The organism is Pseudomonas sp. ITEM 17296 (genome assembly GCF_028895205.1).
Lineage (GTDB): Bacteria > Pseudomonadota > Gammaproteobacteria > Pseudomonadales > Pseudomonadaceae > Aquipseudomonas > Aquipseudomonas kermanshahensis.
The window spans coordinates 202,406-223,248 of sequence record NZ_WJRS01000007.1; the positions used below are offsets into that span (position 1 = coordinate 202,406).

General features: G+C 58.4%; 12 protein-coding genes. 8 read left to right on the forward strand and 4 right to left on the reverse strand.

Features of this window, described 5'->3' with window-relative positions; translation table 11 throughout:
* Nucleotides 1–189 precede the first annotated feature (189 nt).
* Both GIB19_RS11270 and GIB19_RS11275 read left to right on the forward strand, forming a co-directional pair.
* A complete protein-coding gene (locus GIB19_RS11270) occupies nucleotides 190–8,571 on the forward strand; it encodes a Tc toxin subunit A-related protein (protein ID WP_274885983.1) in 8,382 nt (2,793 codons plus the stop codon).
* A gap of 69 nt (nucleotides 8,572–8,640) precedes the next feature.
* On the forward strand, nucleotides 8,641–8,874 hold the full coding sequence (locus GIB19_RS11275; RefSeq protein ID WP_099428781.1) for a hypothetical protein: 234 nt from the start codon (nucleotides 8,641–8,643) through the stop codon (nucleotides 8,872–8,874).
* 120 nt (nucleotides 8,875–8,994) lie between these two features.
* On the opposite strand, the gene GIB19_RS11280 is transcribed toward GIB19_RS11275, so the two are convergent.
* Nucleotides 8,995–10,671, reverse strand: coding sequence for an AMP-binding protein (locus GIB19_RS11280; protein ID WP_274885984.1), 1,677 nt, complete (start codon nucleotides 10,669–10,671; stop codon nucleotides 8,995–8,997).
* Nucleotides 10,672–10,910: 239 nt separating this feature from the next.
* Here GIB19_RS11280 and GIB19_RS11285 point away from each other — a divergent pair, with 239 nt between their 5' ends.
* The 4 genes from GIB19_RS11285 to GIB19_RS11300 are packed head-to-tail and all read left to right on the forward strand — an operon-like array spanning nucleotide 10,911 to nucleotide 16,469.
* Nucleotides 10,911–12,074, forward strand: coding sequence for an isovaleryl-CoA dehydrogenase (locus GIB19_RS11285; RefSeq protein ID WP_027592784.1), 1,164 nt, complete (start codon nucleotides 10,911–10,913; stop codon nucleotides 12,072–12,074).
* A 19-nt stretch (nucleotides 12,075–12,093) separates the two neighbouring features.
* Nucleotides 12,094–13,701, forward strand: a complete 1,608-nt coding sequence (locus tag GIB19_RS11290) for a carboxyl transferase domain-containing protein (RefSeq protein WP_186703726.1) — start codon at nucleotides 12,094–12,096, stop codon at nucleotides 13,699–13,701.
* A 3-nt stretch (nucleotides 13,702–13,704) separates the two neighbouring features.
* Nucleotides 13,705–14,520 (forward strand): gamma-carboxygeranoyl-CoA hydratase, encoded by an 816-nt coding sequence (locus GIB19_RS11295; RefSeq protein ID WP_099454772.1) that lies wholly within the window; start codon nucleotides 13,705–13,707, stop codon nucleotides 14,518–14,520.
* Nucleotides 14,517–16,469 (forward strand): acetyl/propionyl/methylcrotonyl-CoA carboxylase subunit alpha, encoded by a 1,953-nt coding sequence (locus GIB19_RS11300; protein WP_274885988.1) that lies wholly within the window; start codon nucleotides 14,517–14,519, stop codon nucleotides 16,467–16,469. Before GIB19_RS11295 ends, GIB19_RS11300 begins: the two co-directional genes overlap by 4 nt.
* A gap of 192 nt (nucleotides 16,470–16,661) precedes the next feature.
* On the opposite strand, the gene GIB19_RS11305 is transcribed toward GIB19_RS11300, so the two are convergent.
* Entirely contained in the window at nucleotides 16,662–17,360 is a 699-nt protein-coding gene (locus GIB19_RS11305; protein ID WP_033693983.1) for a LexA family transcriptional regulator, read from the reverse strand.
* 88 nt (nucleotides 17,361–17,448) lie between these two features.
* Here GIB19_RS11305 and GIB19_RS11310 point away from each other — a divergent pair, with 88 nt between their 5' ends.
* The gene (locus GIB19_RS11310) at nucleotides 17,449–17,760 is read left to right on the forward strand and encodes a DUF6124 family protein (protein WP_027592789.1); all 312 of its coding nucleotides are present in this window, start codon (nucleotides 17,449–17,451) and stop codon (nucleotides 17,758–17,760) included.
* Nucleotides 17,761–18,195: 435 nt separating this feature from the next.
* Nucleotides 18,196–18,711 carry a DUF4880 domain-containing protein gene (locus GIB19_RS11315; protein ID WP_274885989.1) on the forward strand — a complete coding sequence of 172 codons (516 nt, stop codon included), beginning with the start codon at nucleotides 18,196–18,198 and terminating at the stop codon, nucleotides 18,709–18,711.
* Between the two features lie 8 nt (nucleotides 18,712–18,719).
* Here the strand turns inward: GIB19_RS11315 and GIB19_RS11320 are convergent, their stop codons facing one another.
* Nucleotides 18,720–19,907 (reverse strand): MFS transporter, encoded by a 1,188-nt coding sequence (locus tag GIB19_RS11320; protein WP_374707408.1) that lies wholly within the window; start codon nucleotides 19,905–19,907, stop codon nucleotides 18,720–18,722.
* A complete protein-coding gene (locus tag GIB19_RS11325; RefSeq protein WP_274885990.1) occupies nucleotides 19,904–20,830 on the reverse strand; it encodes a diiron oxygenase in 927 nt (308 codons plus the stop codon). The genes GIB19_RS11320 and GIB19_RS11325 overlap by 4 nt, the downstream gene beginning before the upstream one ends.
* Between the last annotated feature and the right edge of the window lie 13 nt (nucleotides 20,831–20,843).

Sequence of the window (20,843 nt, forward strand, 5' to 3'; positions counted from 1 at the left end):
AACCCAAATACCACGGCACCCTCAAGTGGGCGATACGCGCCCAGAAAGCCAAGCCACTGAAAGCCGTTATGGCCTTCGAATGCACCATCAAAACTAGCATTTTTGCCAGGTGTGCACGTTCTCGACCGCGAGTAGATTCGGGTCATCGGTCCTGTCCGGACCTCTGCACGGAACGTCAAGGTCACTGCCATGAACGACATCACCTCGGCAAGCAGCAACTCAGCCCCCGCTAAACGTCCAGACGCCGCTACCTACATGGGCCTGTTCACGGATGACCAGACCCGCTGTGCCCCCGGAGCGCTGATGGCTAACAACAGCCGGCTGGCCTATCTAGTCCATCTCAAGGAATTGATCCTGGCGTTCGAGGTGCGGGCGAAGGCCAGCGAGCCGATCACCCTGCTCAAGCGGCGCCCTGACCTGCTGGCGTTAACACTCGACGACAAGACCACCCGTAAAATCCTGCCCAAGGTACGTCTTGTGTTGGGCCTGCTGGAAAGCCGTGCTCAAGAGGCCCTGACTGCGAAGCAATCGCTGCAGCCGACGGTTGCCAAGGGGGTGTACAACGCCAACGTGCCCTTCCACTATGCCTGGGAGTCGATCAAGGCCACCCTGGCAGCCAAAAACCTACTGCTTTTGGACGTGTTGAACAGCCCCGATGCAGGCTACCCCGCCTTCATCTTCGACAACCTCGCCCTGGCGACCCTGCGCTCCGCCACCCTGCTGAGCAACGGCTGCGCACCACAACTGCAGGCGCTCTTGCTGAGCCAAAAAAGTCAGGACAACCTGACACTGGTGTCCATCGATACCACACAGAAGCTGACCAAAGCGCTGGGGCTTACCCGGCGAGAGCTGCGCAAGCTGTTGGCCGTAGACGCTGTCGGTGAGGGCAATACCACCGTGAAAGGCAGCGCTTATGTTGCCTCGGCAGCCGCTGCATCGAGCGCGGTGCACGGCGCGACATTCATCAACAATGCAGGCACACCGCTGTACCTCAGCGAGTCGCAGTCAGCGCAGCCGTCGGCGAAGAAGACCGTGGCAATCACCGGCCTCACGGACGCCCACCTTGACCGCATGCTACGCATCCTGCGCGTACAGCGTGCCCTGGGCCTGAGCGCCGCAGAGTGCGATGGGCTGGTAATGGCCGCGCTACGCGCAGAGGGTCAGCAGGCAGACTACCACCTGACTGGCAACACCCTGCGCGCCCTGGGCCAATTCCGCCATTTGCAACAGAAATACCAGGTCACCCCCTGGCAATATGCCGCGCTCATCGATGCCATCTCGCCCTACGCTACTGACCGACAGGCGTCGTTCTACGACCAGCTGTTCGCACCGGCCAACAATGACGAGATCAAGCCCGCAGCGCCTATATTGTCCCTCGACGACAGTGAGTTCGATCCCCTGGCCACCAGCGGTGACGACGGGCTGACCGTGAAGCAGCTCTGCCTGGCGCTGAACCTGGACGACGCCTTGCTGCGTGTAATCCTCGGCTGGGTCACCACCGCCCAGGGCCTGGCGAAGCCAACACGGTCATTGGCGGTGGTTTCGGCCTGCTACCGGATCGTTGCCCTGGCACGCGTGTTCGGCACCTCCACCCAGCAAGGGCTGTGCCTGCTTGAGCTGTTGATGGACGAACAACCCATCTACCGCCAGCAACTGGCCGGCAAGCCGAGCTTACTGGGGGAAACCGGCCAAGCGGACATCGTCGACGTGATCACCGGCGTGACCCAGGCCATGGAGTGGGTGCAGCAGCAAGGGATGGATACCCAGCGACTGGCCAGGCTGCTGAGTCAACAGGTTCCCTACCTTTCGAGCGCATGGGAAAACGCATTCAGGACCGACACTACCCAGAGCCTCGACGCCCTGCACGAGGCACTGCGCAACGCGCTGGGGCTTGAGGCCAAGGACCTTGTAGAGCCCCTGCTGCGTTGGGCAAAGATCGACCCCCAAGCACTGACTGACAGGATCAAAGCCATTGCCCAGCAATGCCCCAAGGGCTCCACTGCACTCAGTTGCTTCACGGCCAGCGACTATCTGCAGTGGTCCACGCTGCAGCGCCACAGCGACGTGATGAAGCTGTTCAACCTCAGCGCCAAGATGCTCATGCAAGTCTCGCTGAACCCTGGCTGGTTCGCCCTCAAAGGCAAGAAGAAGAACACCTGGCGCCCCCTCGACCTCACCACCGTCTATCAATTCAGTCGCTACAAAGCTCTGCTGGCCGGGCTGGCACCGGGTCAGGGGGAGCCCGATGTGTTGAAATACCTGGCCGAGTTTGACACCGAGACCGGCGGCCCGCTGGAGGGCACCCGGGGCAATAACGCCTGGAGCGCGCTGGAACGGCTGCTCGGCCAACCCAGCGGCGCGCTTACCGCCTTGGCAGGCACGGCGCCGCCCTCGACGCTGCAGGAACTTGATCGGCTACTGCGCCTACTTGAACAGGCGAAAAAGCACCACCTTGCGGTAGACACCCTGCTCGAACTGGGCACACTTCCCAAGGCCAAGGACTACGCGCCTTTCGAGCAAGCTGCCATCGCCCTTCGCAAGGGCTGTTCCAACAAGCAGCGCAAGGCACTCGACGCACAACTGAGCATCGCCTGGCGTGACGCGCTGATGCAATGGATGATCGTCCATTGGGCGCCTAAGGACGTCGCGCGTGACTGGGTCATCAGCCCGCAGACCCTGGCCGACTACCTGCTGATCGACCTGCAGGTGTCCCACGAACCGCTCACTACTCGCACACTTTCGGCCACCGCCAGCCTGCAGCGCTACCTGCATCAGATTCACTCGCACCTGGAAAACGGCTACCGCAACACCGAGATCACCAGAGATGAACATGACGAGTGGGAAAATTTCAGCAGCAGTTACGAACGCTGGAAGCTGCGCAAGGACGCGCAAAACGAACCGCAAAACTTCATCGACCCCACCCGTCGCCAGCGCAAGACCACCGCGTTCAAAGACCTGGAAACCGCACTCTCCCAGGGCAAGTGCACGGAGGATGAAGTCAATATTGCGATGCTGGATTACCTCAGTTCCTTTGAGAAGGTCAGCAATATTCAGCCGATTTCGGTGTATGCCAACGGCACTTCACCGTTGAAGGATATTTATCACTTCATCGGCAAGACCAACGTCGAGCCTACCGAGTATTACTGGCGAACATTGGATATGTCCAAACGCGACAAGAAGGACGCCACAAGTGCGCCAAGCATGCTGGCGTGGAGCGAGTGGGAAAAAATCACATTTACGGTCAACGGGCAGATGGCAGTAACCCCACTTCCCAAAGCTTCGAAATATGTCAAAGGAAAAGGCTCTGATGAGGAAGAGAAGGCTAACGAGCGAGCGTTTGACGCCACGCAAGAACGGATTACGGAGGACCAGCGTGGTTATATCGACCTGGTTCGCCCGGTTGTTATCGCAGGGCGTCGCTATGCCGTTTGGGTGGAGCGCGATAACAGCGCAATTCCCATGGGCGACGACAGCAAAGCTAGCGACTACTACGCCCTGCGGGTCTGTTTCAGCTACCAGCAGACAGACGGTATGTGGACCCCTACCAATGAACTGTTATGCCTGGATGGGCATGATGACAAGGGAAAATTCGAATTCAAATTATCGGAAAACAAATATCTAAAGACCAAAGAGTTCAAACCTGGCCTGATGGTCATGGTTAACATTGAAGGTGATCGACTGGATGATCCCTGGTTGACCGTACTATTATTCAATGCCTCCTCGCGCGCCATAAAAGATGACAATTACTTTATTGTGATGAAGGACCTATTGTTACTGGAAAGCAAATCGCTAGACATTGACAACGAAAAAAAACCCATCCAAGAAAATTTAGCAAAAAATTGGTTTGACTTGTTTAACGACCCACGAACGGTTCAGCACCCGTACAAAGGCCCACTTATCGAGCTGCAACCGAAGGACAATACCAAGAAGCAACTGTCGTGGCTCACCGCCTCGAAACAGGACACCCTGACCGAGAAATATGGTATTCCATCCTTAGGAACAATAGACATTAAAGCCCCATTATCCAACGATCAGAAACACATCAACATTTCGGCCGAAATGCAGGATACATGGTTACCTGCAACACTCTTTATCTCAGAGCCCTTTACAGTCATCAGATACGACCATGAAGATCAACTTAAAAATAAGGGTGAAAAAATTGCAACTATCACAATCGAACTCCACGAAATAGCCGGCAACACGAAGCAGTACAAACTTATCACAAAGGCAACTTTCCTATCAAAAAGCTGCTATAAATCCAATGAAATAAGGCTTTACATTTCTAAGCTGCCAACAGACACAAGAGACACAAGAGACACACTATTCACAGCACGTTACACCACACTAACTGTGTTTTCACTTGAAAGCACTCTAGCTCAACAAGAGCTCCACGAAACCATAGATAAAGAAATCGCTCAAAAACTTCATACGATCAATTATTTAAAATACAGTATACATAATCCTGCCACAAATCATTCCGTACTTAGCAGCGCAGAACTTATAACAAAATCATACAAACAAACTGCTTTCTCACGTCTAAGGTCGAAACTAACCATTTCACCCTCCAATGCACCCCATGCAACCTGGACCCTACCTAAAGAAGATTTGCAACGGCTCAAAACCCCTGCGCTTAGCCAACTCAACACTCTCCCCAGCCAAAACCCAACTCTCTTCAATTCTTTAAAGCAGGCACTATTAAAAACCCGCTACACGACGCTGCCCGAATACTACTCACAACTCGGCATATCCGAAAACACCAATGACCAAGGCCGCTTGGCCTATGGCGAAGCCATTGCCCGGGCTCGAAAATCAACGCTCAGCAGTGCGGCCGACGCTATCACCGCTTTTATCAGCAAAGAAGTCGAGGAAATAAAGCAGGCAGACAGTGCCTTGCCAGAAAACCTGTTAAAGGCTGCGCTTCGGTTACGGCATTACCACCCTGAAAGCTGCCTCAGAATCCTGCTCTACCTCGACCCCACACACATCATGGTCTTCGAGGACGTGCTGCTAAAAAATGACCAATCCCAGGCCCTTTGCCAATACCCAATTAATCGGGATATCACTGAACTCACGCTCAAACTTGAAGTCTTTGATGAAGCGTTCGACGACGAATCGCTCGCCTCTGTGCAAGAAGTTTACACCTTGGTAAGCAAACGGGATGATTCTGTGCCCAGCGTGTTCATCAGGCGTAACGACCAGCAGGCACTGTATCTTGACCTGTCTGAAGCCAATGAGAAAGCAGTCACAGAGCACAAACTGAGCGTCCAAAGCCTGCGCCTCAACACCTTGTTCGGTAAGCAACTGGTAGCCTTGGCCACGCAGTCGTTTGAGCAGGCCCTCTCGTGGAAAGCCCAGCATCTGACAGAGCCACGCCTGGAACCCGGCAGCTCGGCCACCACAGTCGACTTCCGCAGCGCCAATGGCCTCTACTTCTGGGAACTGTTCTTCCACGTCCCGTTCCTGATCGCTTGGCTGCAACGCCAGAACCGCGAATACCGCCTGGCTTGGCATTCGTGCACCCGCCACCTGTTCGACCCGTACCGTACCTGGGTACCCGACGATGATAACCCACCACGGCACTGGCTCACCGAACCACTGCTCGACCTCAACACCTATGCAACCGCCGACAAATTAAACGACCCCTACCTGCTGGCCTACGCCGAACCGGAGAGATACCGGAAGGCACTGCACCTGTTCGTGGTGGAAAACTGGCAACGCCAGGGTGACGACCAGTACCGCATGCTCAACCCCGACTCACTGGTCGAGGCTGCCCTGTGTTACGACAAAGCCCTGCGCTTAATCGGCGTGCTGCCGGAGAACCTATCGAGCGCACCCACCCAAGCACCCTCCCTGGCCGATGCCTGCACAGACGCCTTCACACCACCGCTCAACAACAAACTCGTCGAGCTACGCAATTTGCTGCGTAATCGCCTATTCAACCTGCGCCACGGCCTGACCCTGGATGGCAAGCCGGCCTCGATCATGCTCGACCCCAACGTCATCGGTCTGCTCGCCTTAGGCCATGGCAACGCAGAGCAGGACCAAAGCAGCACGGTGACCGTTGCCCGGGTGGTGCCACCCTGCCGTTACGAGGAGGTACGCAAATGCGCAGGAGAGGCCGTGTTGCAGTTGATCGAGCTGGGGCAGACACAGCTGCGGCTCTATGAAAGTGAGGCGGCACAAAAACTCGCCCTGGCCAGCAAGAAACATATCATCAAGCTGCTGGAATTCCCCTGCCGCCTGCAAGAGCAGGCGCTGGAACTGGCAAAGCGCGAGCGGGATACCGTAATGGCGAGTCAGCAGATGGTGCTGAAAAAGCAAGCCTACTACCAAGGGCTGGTGAATGAAGGCATCACCGAGCTGGAAACCGCGGCCATGGCACTCGGCGGTGTAGCCCAAGGATGCTATGCAACCTCGATTCCATTCCAGTACAAGGCCGGTATCCTAGACACGATTCCCAAAATCTTCGGCATGGCGTTCGGCAACGCCCAGCCTAATCAAGGGATGGCCAGGATGGCGATAACTTTCGAAGCGCTGGGCAAGATATCGGAATTGGTGGGCGACGACTTGCGCCTGCGCGCCGGATACCAACTGCGCTCTCAGCAATGGCAGTTTGAAGCTGACCAGGCGTCATTCGAGCTGAAGGTCATCGACAAGCAACTACGAGAGGGTGACATCCGTGTCCGCGCCGCTTCCATCGCCATGGAAGAGGCCCGCACCCGCCTAGCGGCTCACCGCACCGAACATGAAATTATGACTTCCGTATTCACCAGCTACCCGACGTATCTCTGGCTGATCGGACGCATGGCGGATATCTACAGCAGCGCCTACGATGCCACCCTCTCGTTGTGCCTGATGGCCGAATCTTGCCTGCAGTACGAACTGGGCGACTTCAGCACAACCTGGATCAGAACCGACAGCTGGCTCGACAACTGGCGTGGCATGCTCGCCGGCGAGGCACTGGAGCGCGATCTGATGGAGATGGACTTAGCCGCCATTCGTGAGAACCATCGGCCACTGGATATTCACGCTGAGCTCTCCCTGGTGAAGGACCTCGGCTTCAGCAAGGAGACACTTCAAAAAGCACTGGAAAAAGATGAGATTCTTTTCGAACTGGCCCCCCACCACTTCGACAAGCACTTCCCCGGCCATTATATGCGCAGGATCGAGCACATCTTTCTCACGTTCACATACCGTAAGGGCACTGTACCCACTTCGCCCTCGGGCATGCTCTACCAGACAGCCAACAGGGTGTTGCTAAAAGATGATTCCGACGGCGCAAATTACCTTTACGGCGTCGAAGGTGGCAACCCAAAAAACGTATTGCTAAACCTGAACCCTGGCCAGAAGATTGCCATCTGGGCAACTAAAAAAGAATTCATCAGCTATGACCTACAACCCTCAATTCCCGATAAGTCTCGCTACCAGCCATTCGAAGGCACCGGATTGCTTTCCAGCTGGAGGCTCGAATTTCCGCGTGGCGCGAAAAATAACTCCAGTTTGCTTGAGGGTGACACCTGTAAGCTCGAGGATATTAAAGTGCATGTCATCTACTCCGCGCTGGACGGCTCGGCCGACTTTCGTAAGGCTGTAAAAACTTTACTGCAGCAAACCGGTGTCAACGTCGCCGACATCCCCGCCTCGACTAAAAATCCATCTGGAACAACTGAGAATCCATCGGAAACGACTGGCAATGCCCACAATGCAATTGTCAGCGCCAAGAAAGCCGAACAGGTGGCCATCGCAGCAATGCTCGCCGCCGAGGCCGCTGCCGCTGCCCCCGCGTTGACTGCCTCTGTGGCAGCGGGCGAGAAGCTCAAAGCAACGCAGGCGGTCACTGCTGCGCAGAACGCTGCCAAAGCAGCCACAACAGCCAGAGAAAAAACCGAAGCGGCGTCGGCCTCTGGCAAGGTGAACGAAGCCAATACCGAAGCCACCAAAGCAGAAACGGCGAGAGACGAAGCACTCAAAGCAGCCGCTGACGCAGTCGCTGCAAGCCTGGCTGCGCAGGGTCTTGAAATCCAGCGCCGAGCTAGCGCCTTGGCCGAGGCCATGAAGGCTGATCAGGAGGCCGCTGCGTGGAGTCAGGCCGCGCAGGACGACGCCAACGCCGATGCACTCAAAGCCACCGAAGCTGCAGATCAACTGGCGACGGCCAATACAGCGGCAACCGAAGCCAAAACCGCAGCCAGCAAAGCCAAGACTGCCAGAGAAAAAGCCGACAACGCAACAACAGCGGATGACGCAGAAAAAGCGGCGGTGGAAGCCAAAAGCGCGGCCGACGAGGCAAAAGCCGCAGCGAAAAAAGCCGCCGACGCCCGCAAGGAAGCCGAAGACGCTTACAGGCTTAAAAAAGATCAAGAGGCTGACCTGATCACCAAGAAGATTGCGTACCTGGAAAAAAACATGAACAAGGAAATCAGAATCCCCCGATGGACAGGGAACGGCAACGCCTATTACACCCGTGGTACCCTGATCAGTATCGACAAAAAAAATAATACGTTCACATTAAAAAGCGAGGTCAATAACGAAAGCTACACACTCCCCATAACAGACGTGCCCCTTGACTGAGAACCTGTAATGCTAACAGCCCCGGGCCGTAAACAGATTTTGCATTTTAACCCACACAAGGACACCACAATGAGCACAACAGAAAACACAACGCTTGAGACATTCCAAGCGTTCCTGGAAGAGCATCTAGGCTATAAAGACGACATCGACGAGGCAACATCGCTCTTTGACATTAATGGAGATGGAAATAGATGGGCCAAGGCCCTGGCGAGAGGGTTCAACGGGCTCAACATTTCCCATAGTGAACTGTCCGAACTTGAGACCGTTGGTAACTTGCTGAATAGGATAAACGAGACTGAATAGCCCCGTGCACCAGGCTGCGTACACACTAAGTGGTTTCAGTGTGTACGCAGCCTGGTGCACGGAGGGTCAACGTCGGTTCATGCTCGCATTAGCTGTTATGAACAAGACGGGTGCCTTGAATCAACAGGTCCTGTTGATTTCCGAAACGCTGATCTCCCGCATCCTGAACTTCTGCACCTTCCCGGTAACGGTCATCGGGAACTCGTCAACAAAGCGGATATGCCGCGGCACCTTGTAGTGCGCGATGCGTGCCTTGCACCAGCCCTGCAGCTCATCGACCGTGACGCTGTGCCCGGGGTGCAGTTTGATCCAGGCCACGATTTCTTCGCCGTAACGGTTGCACGGGATGCCGATCACCTGGGCATCCGCGATTGCCGGGTGGGTATAGAAAAACTCCTCCAACTCGCGCGGATAGATGTTCTCGCCGCCGCGGATGATCATGTCCTTGTTGCGCCCGACGATACGCACATACCCTTGTTCGTCCATCACGGCCAGGTCACCTGAATGCATCCAGCCAGCGGGGTCGATGGCATCTGCCGTGGCCTGCGGGTTGTCCCAATACCCGAGCATCACGCTGTAGCCCCGCGTGCACAGCTCGCCGATTTCGCCCCTGGCAACAATGCAGCCGTCGGCGTCCACCAGCTTGCTCTCCAGCTGCGGCTGGGTGCGCCCGACCGTGGTCACGCGCAGCTCAAGCTCGTCGTCCGGGCCGGTTTGCAGGGACACCGGGCTGGTCTCGGTCATGCCATAGGCAATTTGCACTTCGGCCATGTGCATCTGGTCGATAACCCGGCGCATCACTTCGATCGGGCAGGTGGCGCCGGCCATGATGCCGCTGCGCAGGCTCGAGAGGTCCATGGCCTGACGGGCCGGGTGGTCGAGCATGGCGATGAACATGGTGGGCACGCCATAGAGGATGCTGGCGCGTTCTTCGGCCACGGCGCGCAGGGTGAGCTCGGCGTCGAAAGCGTCGTTGGGGTAGACCATGGTGCTGCCGTGGGTGATGCAACCGAGGTTGGCCATGACCATGCCGAAGCAGTGGTACAGCGGCACCGGGATCACCATGCGGTCGGCCGAGGTCAGGCCCAGGCTTTCGCCGACCATCAAGCCATTGTTGAGGATGTTGTAGTGGCTGAGGGTGGCGCCCTTGGGCGCGCCGGTGGTGCCGGAGGTGTACTGGATGTTCACCGGCTGGTCGAACTGCAGGCTTTGCTGGCGGGCCATGAAGGCCTCGAGCGTGGTCTGCCCTGCCCGCTCGGCCAGCGCTTGCCAGGGCAAGAAGCCCTGCGGCGGCTGGGCAGCCAGGCTGATCACCCCGCGCAGCTCAGGCAGGCCTTCACTGGCCAATTCACCGGGGGCAACGCTGGCCAGCTCCGGCACCAGGCCCTGGACCATGGCGTGGTAATCCGACGTTTTGAAGGCATCGGCGCACACCAGCCAGCGGCAGCCGGACTGGCGCAGCACGTATTCCAGCTCGCCGACGCGATATGCCGGGTTGATGTTGACCAGGATCGCGCCAACCTTGACGCTGGCCAGTTGCAGGATGCACCACTGGGCGCAGTTGGGCGACCAGATGCCCACGCGGTCGCCGGTGTTCACGCCCAGGGCCATCAAGGCGCGGGCGTGCACATCGACCTGTTCGGCCAACTGCCGCCAGTTGTAGCGCAGGCCCTGGTGGCGCGCCACCAACGCTTCGCCATCGGCGCAGCGGGCCACGGTGGCATCGAAGGCCTGGCCGATGGTTTGGGTCAGCAAGGGCCGGTCCTGGCGACCGCGGGTATAGCTCGGTTGACTCATGGGTGTCCCTTCTTGTGGTTGTTCTGGGCACGACTGAAGCAAGCGGGAGATACTCTGGCGCAGATTTACGTTTACGTAAAGGTGATGAGGCGATTGACAGTGCCTGTTAGCAGGTTTACGTTAACGTAAAGGTGAGAACGACATCGCATCTATCGACCTAAGCCCGCTCCCACAGGGGACGATGAAAAGTCCATGAGCTACGGTGTTACCCAATTTCAAGAACAAGAAGGTGCCCCCGCATGCATTACCCCTCCCTGAACTTCGCCCTGGGCGAAACCATCGACATGCTCCGCGACCAGGTCAGCACCTTCGTCGCCGCCGAACTGGCGCCGCGCGCCGCGCAGATCGACCACGACAACCTGTTCCCTGCCGACATGTGGCGCAAGTTCGGTGACATGGGCCTGCTGGGCATCACCGTGTCGGAAGAGTACGGCGGCGCCGGCCTGGGCTACCTGGCCCACGTGGTGTCGATGGAAGAAATCAGCCGCGCCTCGGCCTCGGTCGCCCTGTCCTACGGCGCCCACTCCAACCTCTGCGTCAACCAGATCAACCGCAACGGCACCCATGAGCAAAAGCTCAAGTACCTGCCCAAGCTGATCAGCGGCGAGCACATCGGCGCCCTGGCCATGAGCGAACCTAATGCCGGCTCCGACGTGGTGTCGATGAAGCTACGCGCCGAAAAACGCGGCGACCGCTACGTGCTCAACGGCAGCAAGACCTGGATCACCAACGGCCCCGACGCCAACACCTACGTGATCTATGCCAAGACCGACCTGGACAAGGGCGCGCACGGCATTACCGCGTTCATCGTCGAACGCGACTGGAAAGGCTTCAGCCGCAGCAACAAGTTCGACAAGCTGGGCATGCGTGGCTCCAACACCTGCGAGCTGTTCTTCGATGACGTCGAAGTACCGGAAGAAAACATCCTCGGCCAACTCAACGGCGGCGTGCGCGTGCTGATGAGCGGCCTGGACTACGAGCGCGTGGTGCTGTCCGGCGGCCCGACCGGCATCATGCAAAGCTGCATGGACCTGGTGGTGCCCTACATCCATGACCGCAAGCAGTTTGGCCAAAGCATCGGCGAGTTCCAGCTGATCCAAGGCAAGATCGCCGACATGTACACCCAGCTCAACGCCAGCCGCGCCTACTTGTACGCCGTGGCCCAGGCCTGCGACCGCGGCGAAACCACCCGCAAGGACGCCGCCGGGGTCATCCTGTACACCGCCGAACGCGCCACGCAAATGGCCCTGGAAGCGATCCAGATTCTGGGCGGCAACGGCTACATCAACGAGTTCCCGGCGGGCCGCCTGCTGCGCGACGCCAAACTGTACGAAATCGGCGCTGGCACCAGCGAAATCCGCCGGATGTTGATCGGCCGCGAATTGTTCAACGAAACCCGCTGAGCACAAGGGACGGGCGCACATGGCTACCTTGCATACCCAGATCAACCCGCGTTCGGCGGAATTCGCCGGCAACAGCGCGGCCATGCTCGAACAGGTCCAGGCCCTGCGTGGCCTGCTCGCGCACATTGCGCAGGGCGGCGGCCCCAAGGCCCAGGATCGGCACACCTCACGCGGCAAACTGCTGCCGCGTGAACGCATCGACCGCCTGCTGGACGCAGGCTCCCCCTTCCTTGAAATCGGCCAGCTGGCGGCCCACGAGGTGTATGGCGAAGACGTGCCGGCCGCCGGCGTGATTGCTGGCATTGGCCGGGTAGAAGGTGTGGAATGCATGATCGTGGCCAACGACGCCACGGTCAAAGGCGGCTCGTACTACCCGCTGACCGTCAAAAAGCACCTGCGCGCGCAGACCATCGCCTTGCAGAACCGCCTGCCGTGCATCTACCTGGTGGACTCCGGCGGCGCCAACCTGCCCCGCCAGGACGAAGTGTTCCCCGACCGCGAGCACTTCGGGCGCATTTTCTTCAACCAGGCCAACATGAGCGCGCTGGGCATCCCGCAGCTCGCCGTGGTCATGGGCTCGTGCACCGCCGGTGGCGCCTATGTGCCCGCCATGGCCGACGAAGCGATCATGGTGCGCCAGCAGGCCACCATCTTCCTGGCTGGCCCGCCGCTGGTGAAGGCCGCGACCGGTGAAGTGGTGAGTGCCGAAGACCTCGGCGGCGCTGACGTGCACTGCCGCATCAGCGGCGTGGCCGACCACTACGCCGACAATGACGAACATGCCCTGGCCCTGGCCCGGCGCAGCGTGGCCAACCTCAACTGGCACAAGCTGGGCAAACTGCAGTGCCAGGCGCCCATCGCCCCGCTGTACGCTGCCGATGAGCTGTACGGCGTGGTGCCGGCCGACGCCAAGCAACCGTTCGATGTGCGCGAGGTCATCGCCCGCCTGGTCGATGGCTCGGTGTTCGACGAGTTCAAGGCACTGTTCGGCACCACCTTGGTGTGCGGCTTCGCCCACCTGCACGGCTACCCGATCGCGATCCTGGCCAACAACGGCATTCTGTTTGCCGAAGCCGCGCAAAAAGGCGCGCACTTCATCGAACTGGCTTGCCAGCGCGGCATCCCGCTGCTGTTCCTGCAGAACATCACCGGCTTCATGGTCGGCAAAAAGTACGAAGAAGGCGGCATCGCCAAGCACGGCGCCAAGCTGGTAACCGCAGTGGCCTGTGCCCAGGTGCCGAAGTTCACCGTGATCATCGGTGGCAGCTTCGGTGCCGGCAACTATGGCATGTGCGGCCGCGCTTACGACCCCCGCTTCCTGTGGATGTGGCCCAACGCACGCATCGGCGTGATGGGTGCCGAACAAGCCGCTGGCGTGCTGGCCCAGGTCAAGCGCGAACAAAGCGAGCGCAGCGGCCAGCCGTTCAGCGCCGAAGACGAAGCCAAGCTCAAGCAGCCGATCCTCGATCAGTACGAACACCAGGGCCACCCTTACTACTCCAGCGCCCGGCTGTGGGACGACGGCGTTATCGACCCGGCGCAAACCCGCGACGTGCTCGGCCTGGCGTTATCTGCCGCGCTGAACGCCCCGATCGAACAGAGCCGCTTCGGCATTTTCCGGATGTGACCCATGAGCGATTTCAGCACCCTAGAAGTGGTCAAGGACCCTCGCGGCTTCGCCACCCTGTGGCTCAGCCGCGAAGACAAGAACAACGCCTTCAACGCACAGATGATCCGGGAACTGATCGTCGCCCTCGGCCAGATCGCCGAAGACAGCAGCCTGCGTTTTCTGCTGCTGCGTGGCCGTGGCCGGCACTTCAGCGCCGGCGCCGACCTGGCCTGGATGCAGCAGTCTGCGCAATTGGACTTCAACACCAACCTCGATGACGCCCACGAGCTCGGCGAGCTGATGTACGCCCTGCACCGGCTCAAGGCGCCGACCCTGGCCGTGGTGCAAGGCGCGGCCTTTGGCGGCGCCCTGGGCCTGATCAGTTGCTGCGACATGGCCATCGGCGCCGAAGACGCCCAACTGTGCCTGTCGGAAGTGCGCATCGGCCTGGCCCCGGCCGTGATCAGCCCATTCGTGGTCAAGGCCATCGGCGAACGCGCCACCCGCCGCTACGCCCTCACCGCCGAGCGCTTCAGCGGCGTGCGTGCCCGTGAACTGGGCCTGCTGGCCGAGGTGTACCCCGCCCACGAGCTGGATGCCCACGTCGAGGCCTGGGTCGCCAACCTGCTGCTCAACAGCCCGCAAGCCCTGCGCGCCAGCAAAGACCTGCTACGCGAGGTCGACGACGGCGAGCTGAGCCCTGCCCTGCGCCGCTACTGCGAAAATACTATCGCCCGCATCCGCGTCAGCGCCGAAGGCCAGGAGGGCCTACGCGCCTTCCTCGAAAAGCGCCGCCCTGCCTGGCAAACCGACGACAACAAGGAGCCGCGCCCATGAGCCGCACCCCGTTGACCACCCTGCTGGTCGCCAACCGCGGTGAAATCGCCTGCCGGGTGATGCGCACCGCCAAGGCGATGGGCCTGACCACCGTCGCCGTGCACAGCGCCACCGACCGTGACGCCCGGCACAGCCGCGAAGCCGATATCCGCGTCGACCTCGGCGGCACCAAGGCCGCCGAAAGCTACCTGCAGGTCGACAAACTGCTGGCCGCCGCCAAAGCCAGCGGCGCCCAGGCCATCCACCCGGGCTATGGCTTTCTTTCAGAAAACGCAGGCTTTGCCCGCGCCATCGAACACGCCGGGCTGATCTTCCTCGGCCCACCGGCCAGCGCCATCGACGCGATGGGCAGCAAGTCAGCGGCCAAAGCACTGATGGAAGCTGCCGGCGTGCCCCTGGTACCGGGCTACCATGGTGAAGCTCAAGATTTGGAAACCTTCCGCGCCGCCGCCGAACGTATCGGCTACCCGGTACTGCTGAAGGCCAGCGCCGGTGGTGGTGGCAAGGGCATGAAAGTGGTCGAGGACGAAAGCCAACTGGCCGACGCCCTGGCCTCGGCGCAGCGCGAGGCGCAATCGTCGTTCGGCGATGCCCGCATGCTGGTTGAAAAGTACGTACTCAAGCCCCGCCACGTAGAAATCCAGGTGTTCGCCGACCAGCACGGCAACTGCCTGTACCTCAACGAACGTGACTGCTCGATCCAGCGCCGCCACCAGAAGGTGGTCGAAGAAGCCCCCGCCCCCGGCCTGTCGCCCGAGTTGCGCCGGGCCATGGGCGAGGCCGCGGTGCGCGCCGCCCAGGCCATCGGCTATGTGGGTGCGGGCACGGTGGAATTCCTGCTCGATGCCCGTGGCGAGTTCTTCTTCATGGAGATGAACACCCGCCTGCAGGTCGAGCACCCGGTCACTGAGGCCATCACCGGCCTCGACCTGGTGGCCTGGCAGATCCGCGTCGCCTGTGGCGAGGCGTTGCCGATCACGCAGGACCAGGTACCGCTGATTGGCCATGCCATCGAGGTGCGCCTGTATGCCGAGGACCCAGCCAACGAGTTTCTGCCCGCCACTGGCACGCTGACGTTGTACCGCGAGTCGGCGCCGGGCGAAGGGCGCCGGGTCGACAGCGGGGTCAGCGAGGGGGACGTGGTGTCGCCGTTCTACGACCCGATGCTGGGCAAGCTGATTGCCTGGGGTGAAGACCGTGAGCAGGCACGCCTGCGCCTGCTGGCGATGCTCGATGAGTTTGCCATCGGCGGGTTGAAAACCAACATCGCCTTCCTGCGGCGTATCCTCGCGCACCCAGCGTTTGCCGACGCCGAGCTCGACACCGGGTTTATCCCACGTCACCAGGACGTTCTGCTGCCCGCCCCCCAAGCGCTGCCAGCGCCCTTCTGGGAAGCCGCCGCAGAAGCATGGCTGCAAGGCCAGGCCGGCCAGCAACGGGACGACGACAACCGCTCGCCGTGGGCTGAACGCAATGGCCTGCGCCTGGGCCTGCCCGCGCGCAGCAGCCTGCACCTGACCAGCGCCGGGCAAGACCAGGCGGTGGCACTGGAACGTAGCGCGACATCCACCTGGCAACTCAACGGCGAGCAACTGGTGCACGACCAGGCGGGGGTGCGCCGCCAGCACCTGGCGATACGCCGCAGAGGCACGTTGTACCTGCGCTGGGAAGGTGAAATGCATGCCATCGAAGCCTTCGACCCCATCGCCGAAGCCGAGGCCAGCCACAGCCACCAAGGCGGCCTGGGCGCGCCCATGAACGGCAGCATCGTGCGGGTATTGGTCGAGCCGGGCCAAGTGGTAGAAACCGGCACAGCGCTGGTGGTGCTGGAGGCCATGAAGATGGAGCACAGCATTCGTGCGCCGCATGCCGGCACGGTGAAGGCGCTATTCTGCCAGGAAGGGGATATGGTCAGCGAAGGGACCGTGCTGGTCGAGCTGGTGGAGTGAACCAAGGGGCCGCGCGCCCATGCCACAGGAATAATTGGCCCGAAACACCTGTAGGAGCAGCCTTGTGCTGCGAAGCGCCGCGCGGGCGGCGCTCGATCTCACAGGCGCCACGACAACCCAGCCGTGCATCCAATAGCGGCCTTGCCAGGGCACCGGGCCGGTCGGAAAGGGCTGCAAAGCAGCCCTAGTACGCTAGAAGCTGCCATGCACCCGCACAACCACCCCCAAAAACTCACAGCCGTCTTCGCACAACAGCGTTGGGTAATTGCTGTTCAATGCCTTCAAATACCGCTGCCCACCTTCCTCAGCCAGCTCACGGAAAATCGCCGGTTTGCCCGGCTGCCGAGCGATAACCAAACGCCCCGGCTCAACCTCCACCCCAGGGTCCACCAGCATCCGCATCCCCTGCGGCACACTGCGGCCACTGGCGGCGCTCATCGCTTCATTCTCAACGGTCAGCCAGAAAGCCTTGCCCTTGGCCAGGTAGTCCGTCTGCTCGAATACGCTCGCCTCTGCCCCCTCTAGCTCATCCCAGCCCAGCACCGGGTAGCGGAAGCACACGATGTATTGCATGAGGTCCAGGTCATCGTCGGTGTCATCCATGTCATAGCTGCCGCGGTCCTCGCCTACCTGGCCCACAATGCGCAGTTGCAAGCTGACGTTGTAGTGGGGCATGCCAATCTCGACGAACGTGCGGTTCATCGACTCGATCTTCGGCTGGCGCCGTTTGTTCACCCAATGCCCCACGCTGCCTTGAGACACGCCAACGCGTTCGGCTAGCTGCTCTTGGGTGAGCCCAAGCTCCTCCATCCGGTCACGGACGAGGGCAATCCATTTATCCATATTCATCGCTGGCACGATACGGACTGCCTTCAAGCGCTCAATAAACATCCTGTATTATTTATCAGAAAGCACGAAAATACTTAAGGTATTAGTATCGACCTGAACCTTTTCCCTATTGGCATTTGCAGGTATCAGGATGAAACCACCGAAAAACGAAGAAACAGATCTCGACAGCGAAGCGGCCCGCCGCGCCCTCGACTACTACCTCAACCCCAACCCGCCACGCCCCACCATCGAGAACAAAATCTGGACCCTGCACGAAGGCGTAACCGGTGACCAAGCCCAGGAGCACGCCATCGCCCTGCTCCGCTGCGCCGCCGCCACCGCACAAGAAACCGCCGTGCACCAGCACGGTACGCAGCGCGAGCTGACCTTCGCCTTGATGCACATGATGGACATGGCACGCGCACTGCTGGAGCACAAACGCACCGTGCAGACGGGTCTGTAGGTAAAAAAGGAAGGGAGAGACGTGACGGCCGGGTAACGGCAATGGCCCCGATTGCCGGGACAAGGAAGCGCATCGGTAAAACTTTTTTACCGAATTAGCGAAATATCATTTGACTGGCAAATGATAACGATTATTATTGCACTCAGCTGATCGCGAGATCTGCTGGATAACCTGGAGCTTAGGTCGCTCTCAGATTATCTCCTCATCAGGCTAATCACGGTTTTTGACCCGGCTTTTTGCCGGGTCTTTTTTTTGGCTCTTCAGGCTAATGAAGATCGTGAATGGCCGGCATGATAGCAAAAGTGTGTCAGACCGTGAACGCTCATTACAAAACTTTGCGGAATCAGCACTTGAGAATCAATCTCGTTTCCACTACGCTGATTACGCATCAAGGAAGATGCCCCCATCCCTCCCCCTTTGAGCAAGGAGCTGTCCATGACCCGTCTGCTGCTGCCCCTTGAGCACGAATCCCCAACCACAGAGCACGATGCCGACAATGAACTGTTGCACGCCTTGAAACGGCTGCCTCGGCGTGTCCAGCAAGTGTTCCTGCTCAACCGCCTCGACCAACTGGACTTTGCCAGCATCGCTGCCCGGCTCGATTTGCCCTTGGCAAGCATCGAGCGGCATATGGACCAGGCACTGCAAGCAGGCCGCTCCCGCCGCGATGTGTTGGCGAGTGTTGCCGGGCAATGGTATGTGCGATTGCAAAGCCCCCAGGTGACGGCCTGCGAGCGAATCGACTTTCGCCGTTGGCTGGATGCGGACCAGGCTAACTTGCAGGCGTTTCACGATACAGAGCTGCGCTGGCGCAGCCTGCTGGCCCCAGCACGGCAGCTGGGCCATGACGGTTGGTACCGGCAAGGCCGGGCGGCACTGTCGTTGGGTGGGTGTTCGATTGCGGTTGGGCTGGGTGTTGCGGCGTTGGTGCTGTTTGGCTTATGGGCTTAATCAACCGATTAACAACGCTGAACCTCATCGCCCTTAATGCATAAAAGCAGTAGCCATGCGCTTACTGTGCAGGCCAAGAACAACAGCCCCAAGCTTATCGGAAGCGCACTCTGGCCAGATGCAACGAGACTGCCAGCAAAGCCGCCACTTGCGAATAGCAATGTCATATTCAGTGATGCGGCTGCACCTGCCTGCTCAGGGTAACGAGCCAAGGCTTGAGTAGTGGCAGCCGGGCGCACCAAAATTGTCCCGGTAGTGCATATGATCATCGGCAACATAATTCCCGCTACCGTTAACCCTGCCACTCTCTCCCAAAACAAAATCATGATTCCCGCAGCGCCGATAAGCATGAACCCCATTCTGATTTGAGCTTGCGGGCTGACACGTCTATTCAAGAAAGCCGCACCTGCTCCTCCGGCTACGTACGCCAGCCCATAAGCGATAAATACAATCGAAAACTGATAAGACGTCAGACCGACTAGGTCCATTAGTAACAAAGGCGCGATCACAATAAAGGAAAAGTGACAGGAAAATGCAAGACCTGAAAGCATTGAATTCGCAAGATATTTCGAGTCACTCAACATTATAATAAAGATGCGTAAGCATAGCGCACGCCTACAGAGTATTGATGTGTCGTTCAACAGCACCCATGACAGAAATGAAACAATAACCGCAATAACTACGAACACTGTAAAACCACCTTCCCAACCAAAAGACTGTTGGATAAAGGCCCCTGCAATTGGTGATAACGAGATAAACAGCCCACTTGCGCTCGTCAAGAGAATACGCATGGCGTTGCGCCGTTTACCCACATATAGATCCTGCACCAGGGCCTGACCTAAAACGAAACTACCACAACCAACAGCCTGTACTAGGCGGAACGTTATGAATGTCTCATAAGTTGTAGAAAAAATACAGCCGACCGCTCCCAGAATGGATATCCCCAGGCCAGCTAGCAACAAATTTTTACGCCCCATCACATCCGACAATGGGCCTATCACCAGCTGCGACAAAGCAACACCAAAGGCGAAAAAACTCACGGAATAAGCTATATACTTCGGTTCGACGCGATACTCATCCGCTAGCGCGGGAAATGATGGAAGGATCACATCCAACGGAAACACGCCTAAGAGACACAACATAACCAATAAAATCAAGTGAAAAAAATTATTGGCCGAGCCCATAGCCCGCTTCAAAAAACCAATCCCGCAGCGTTGAATTTCGAAAAATAGATCTCATCATCTAGTAAATCCGTAGCCTGAATTGCTCGAAGCGTCATTTCAGAAATCTCGGGCATTCGCTTTACCCAATTAGCCTCTAGGCCATCAGCAACTTTCACTCCAATATCAGGCCGACTTTTAAAAACCAAGTGCAGAAATATTATATCGGGCCGACCGAATTCAGCCAGCACCTGAATTATCACTTGCACTATATAGTCTTTTTCACGTATAGCAATTTGCGACCACAAACGAGCAAAACAATCGGAAAAAAATATCGCATGACGCCCTTCATCGTGCAGGTGATCACTAAGCATATGCGCGACAGGCGTAACAAGAGACTCACGAGACAGCTTATATAACTCATGAGTTATCAAAGTTTCAGACACGAATGCGATACAAAATCTGGTTAAACACCTGAACTCTAACGGGCTCTCCCTCACTACCTGATCTAATCTTTCTAGTCTGGCAGATTTCATTCGCAACAAACCAAAGTGGCTTGCCACCTGGTCTGCGATCTCCCTTGAGAACAGCGCATGGTATCCCTCATCCGCATAGAGCTTCAAAGCAGTACGGCGCTCACCCTCATCAAAATATCTTTCTAAATCACCACTCACCATACAGTTTATGGCTTGATTAACATGAGTCATTTCGAGCGCCGTTGTGTAATCCATAAAATATACTAAATGGTAGAGATGCGCTCTCAACAGCTCTGGCTTTGACAGGCTCTCTGACGACTCATGAGACAGGGCCGGGCTAAGCACAACAGGAAACCATAGTTCAGGTTCAGCTTGGGAAAAATCAGCTGATGAAAAGCCATAGGCATATGGGCGCGAGCGTACAGAACTGGATAAGTGCCAGTTTCGAAAAACAGCGCTACTACGATTAGGTCTATTTTTCATGACGCACCTCAAC

Bases quoted from the DNA above. Each gene is read 5' to 3' on its own strand.
- GIB19_RS11280 (WP_274885984.1), bottom strand. From the start codon at position 10,671: ATGAGTCAACCGAGCTATACCCGCGGTCGCCAGGACCGGCCCTTGCTG.
- GIB19_RS11290 (WP_186703726.1), top strand. From the start codon at position 12,094: ATGGCTACCTTGCATACCCAGATCAACCCGCGTTCGGCGGAATTCGCC.
- GIB19_RS11305 (WP_033693983.1), bottom strand. From the start codon at position 17,360: ATGTTTATTGAGCGCTTGAAGGCAGTCCGTATCGTGCCAGCGATGAAT.
- GIB19_RS11295 (WP_099454772.1), top strand. From the start codon at position 13,705: ATGAGCGATTTCAGCACCCTAGAAGTGGTCAAGGACCCTCGCGGCTTC.
- GIB19_RS11315 (WP_274885989.1), top strand. From the start codon at position 18,196: ATGACCCGTCTGCTGCTGCCCCTTGAGCACGAATCCCCAACCACAGAG.
- GIB19_RS11325 (WP_274885990.1), bottom strand. From the start codon at position 20,830: ATGAAAAATAGACCTAATCGTAGTAGCGCTGTTTTTCGAAACTGGCAC.
- GIB19_RS11275 (WP_099428781.1), top strand. From the start codon at position 8,641: ATGAGCACAACAGAAAACACAACGCTTGAGACATTCCAAGCGTTCCTG.
- GIB19_RS11300 (WP_274885988.1), top strand. From the start codon at position 14,517: ATGAGCCGCACCCCGTTGACCACCCTGCTGGTCGCCAACCGCGGTGAA.
- GIB19_RS11310 (WP_027592789.1), top strand. From the start codon at position 17,449: ATGAAACCACCGAAAAACGAAGAAACAGATCTCGACAGCGAAGCGGCC.
- GIB19_RS11270 (WP_274885983.1), top strand. From the start codon at position 190: ATGAACGACATCACCTCGGCAAGCAGCAACTCAGCCCCCGCTAAACGT.
- GIB19_RS11285 (WP_027592784.1), top strand. From the start codon at position 10,911: ATGCATTACCCCTCCCTGAACTTCGCCCTGGGCGAAACCATCGACATG.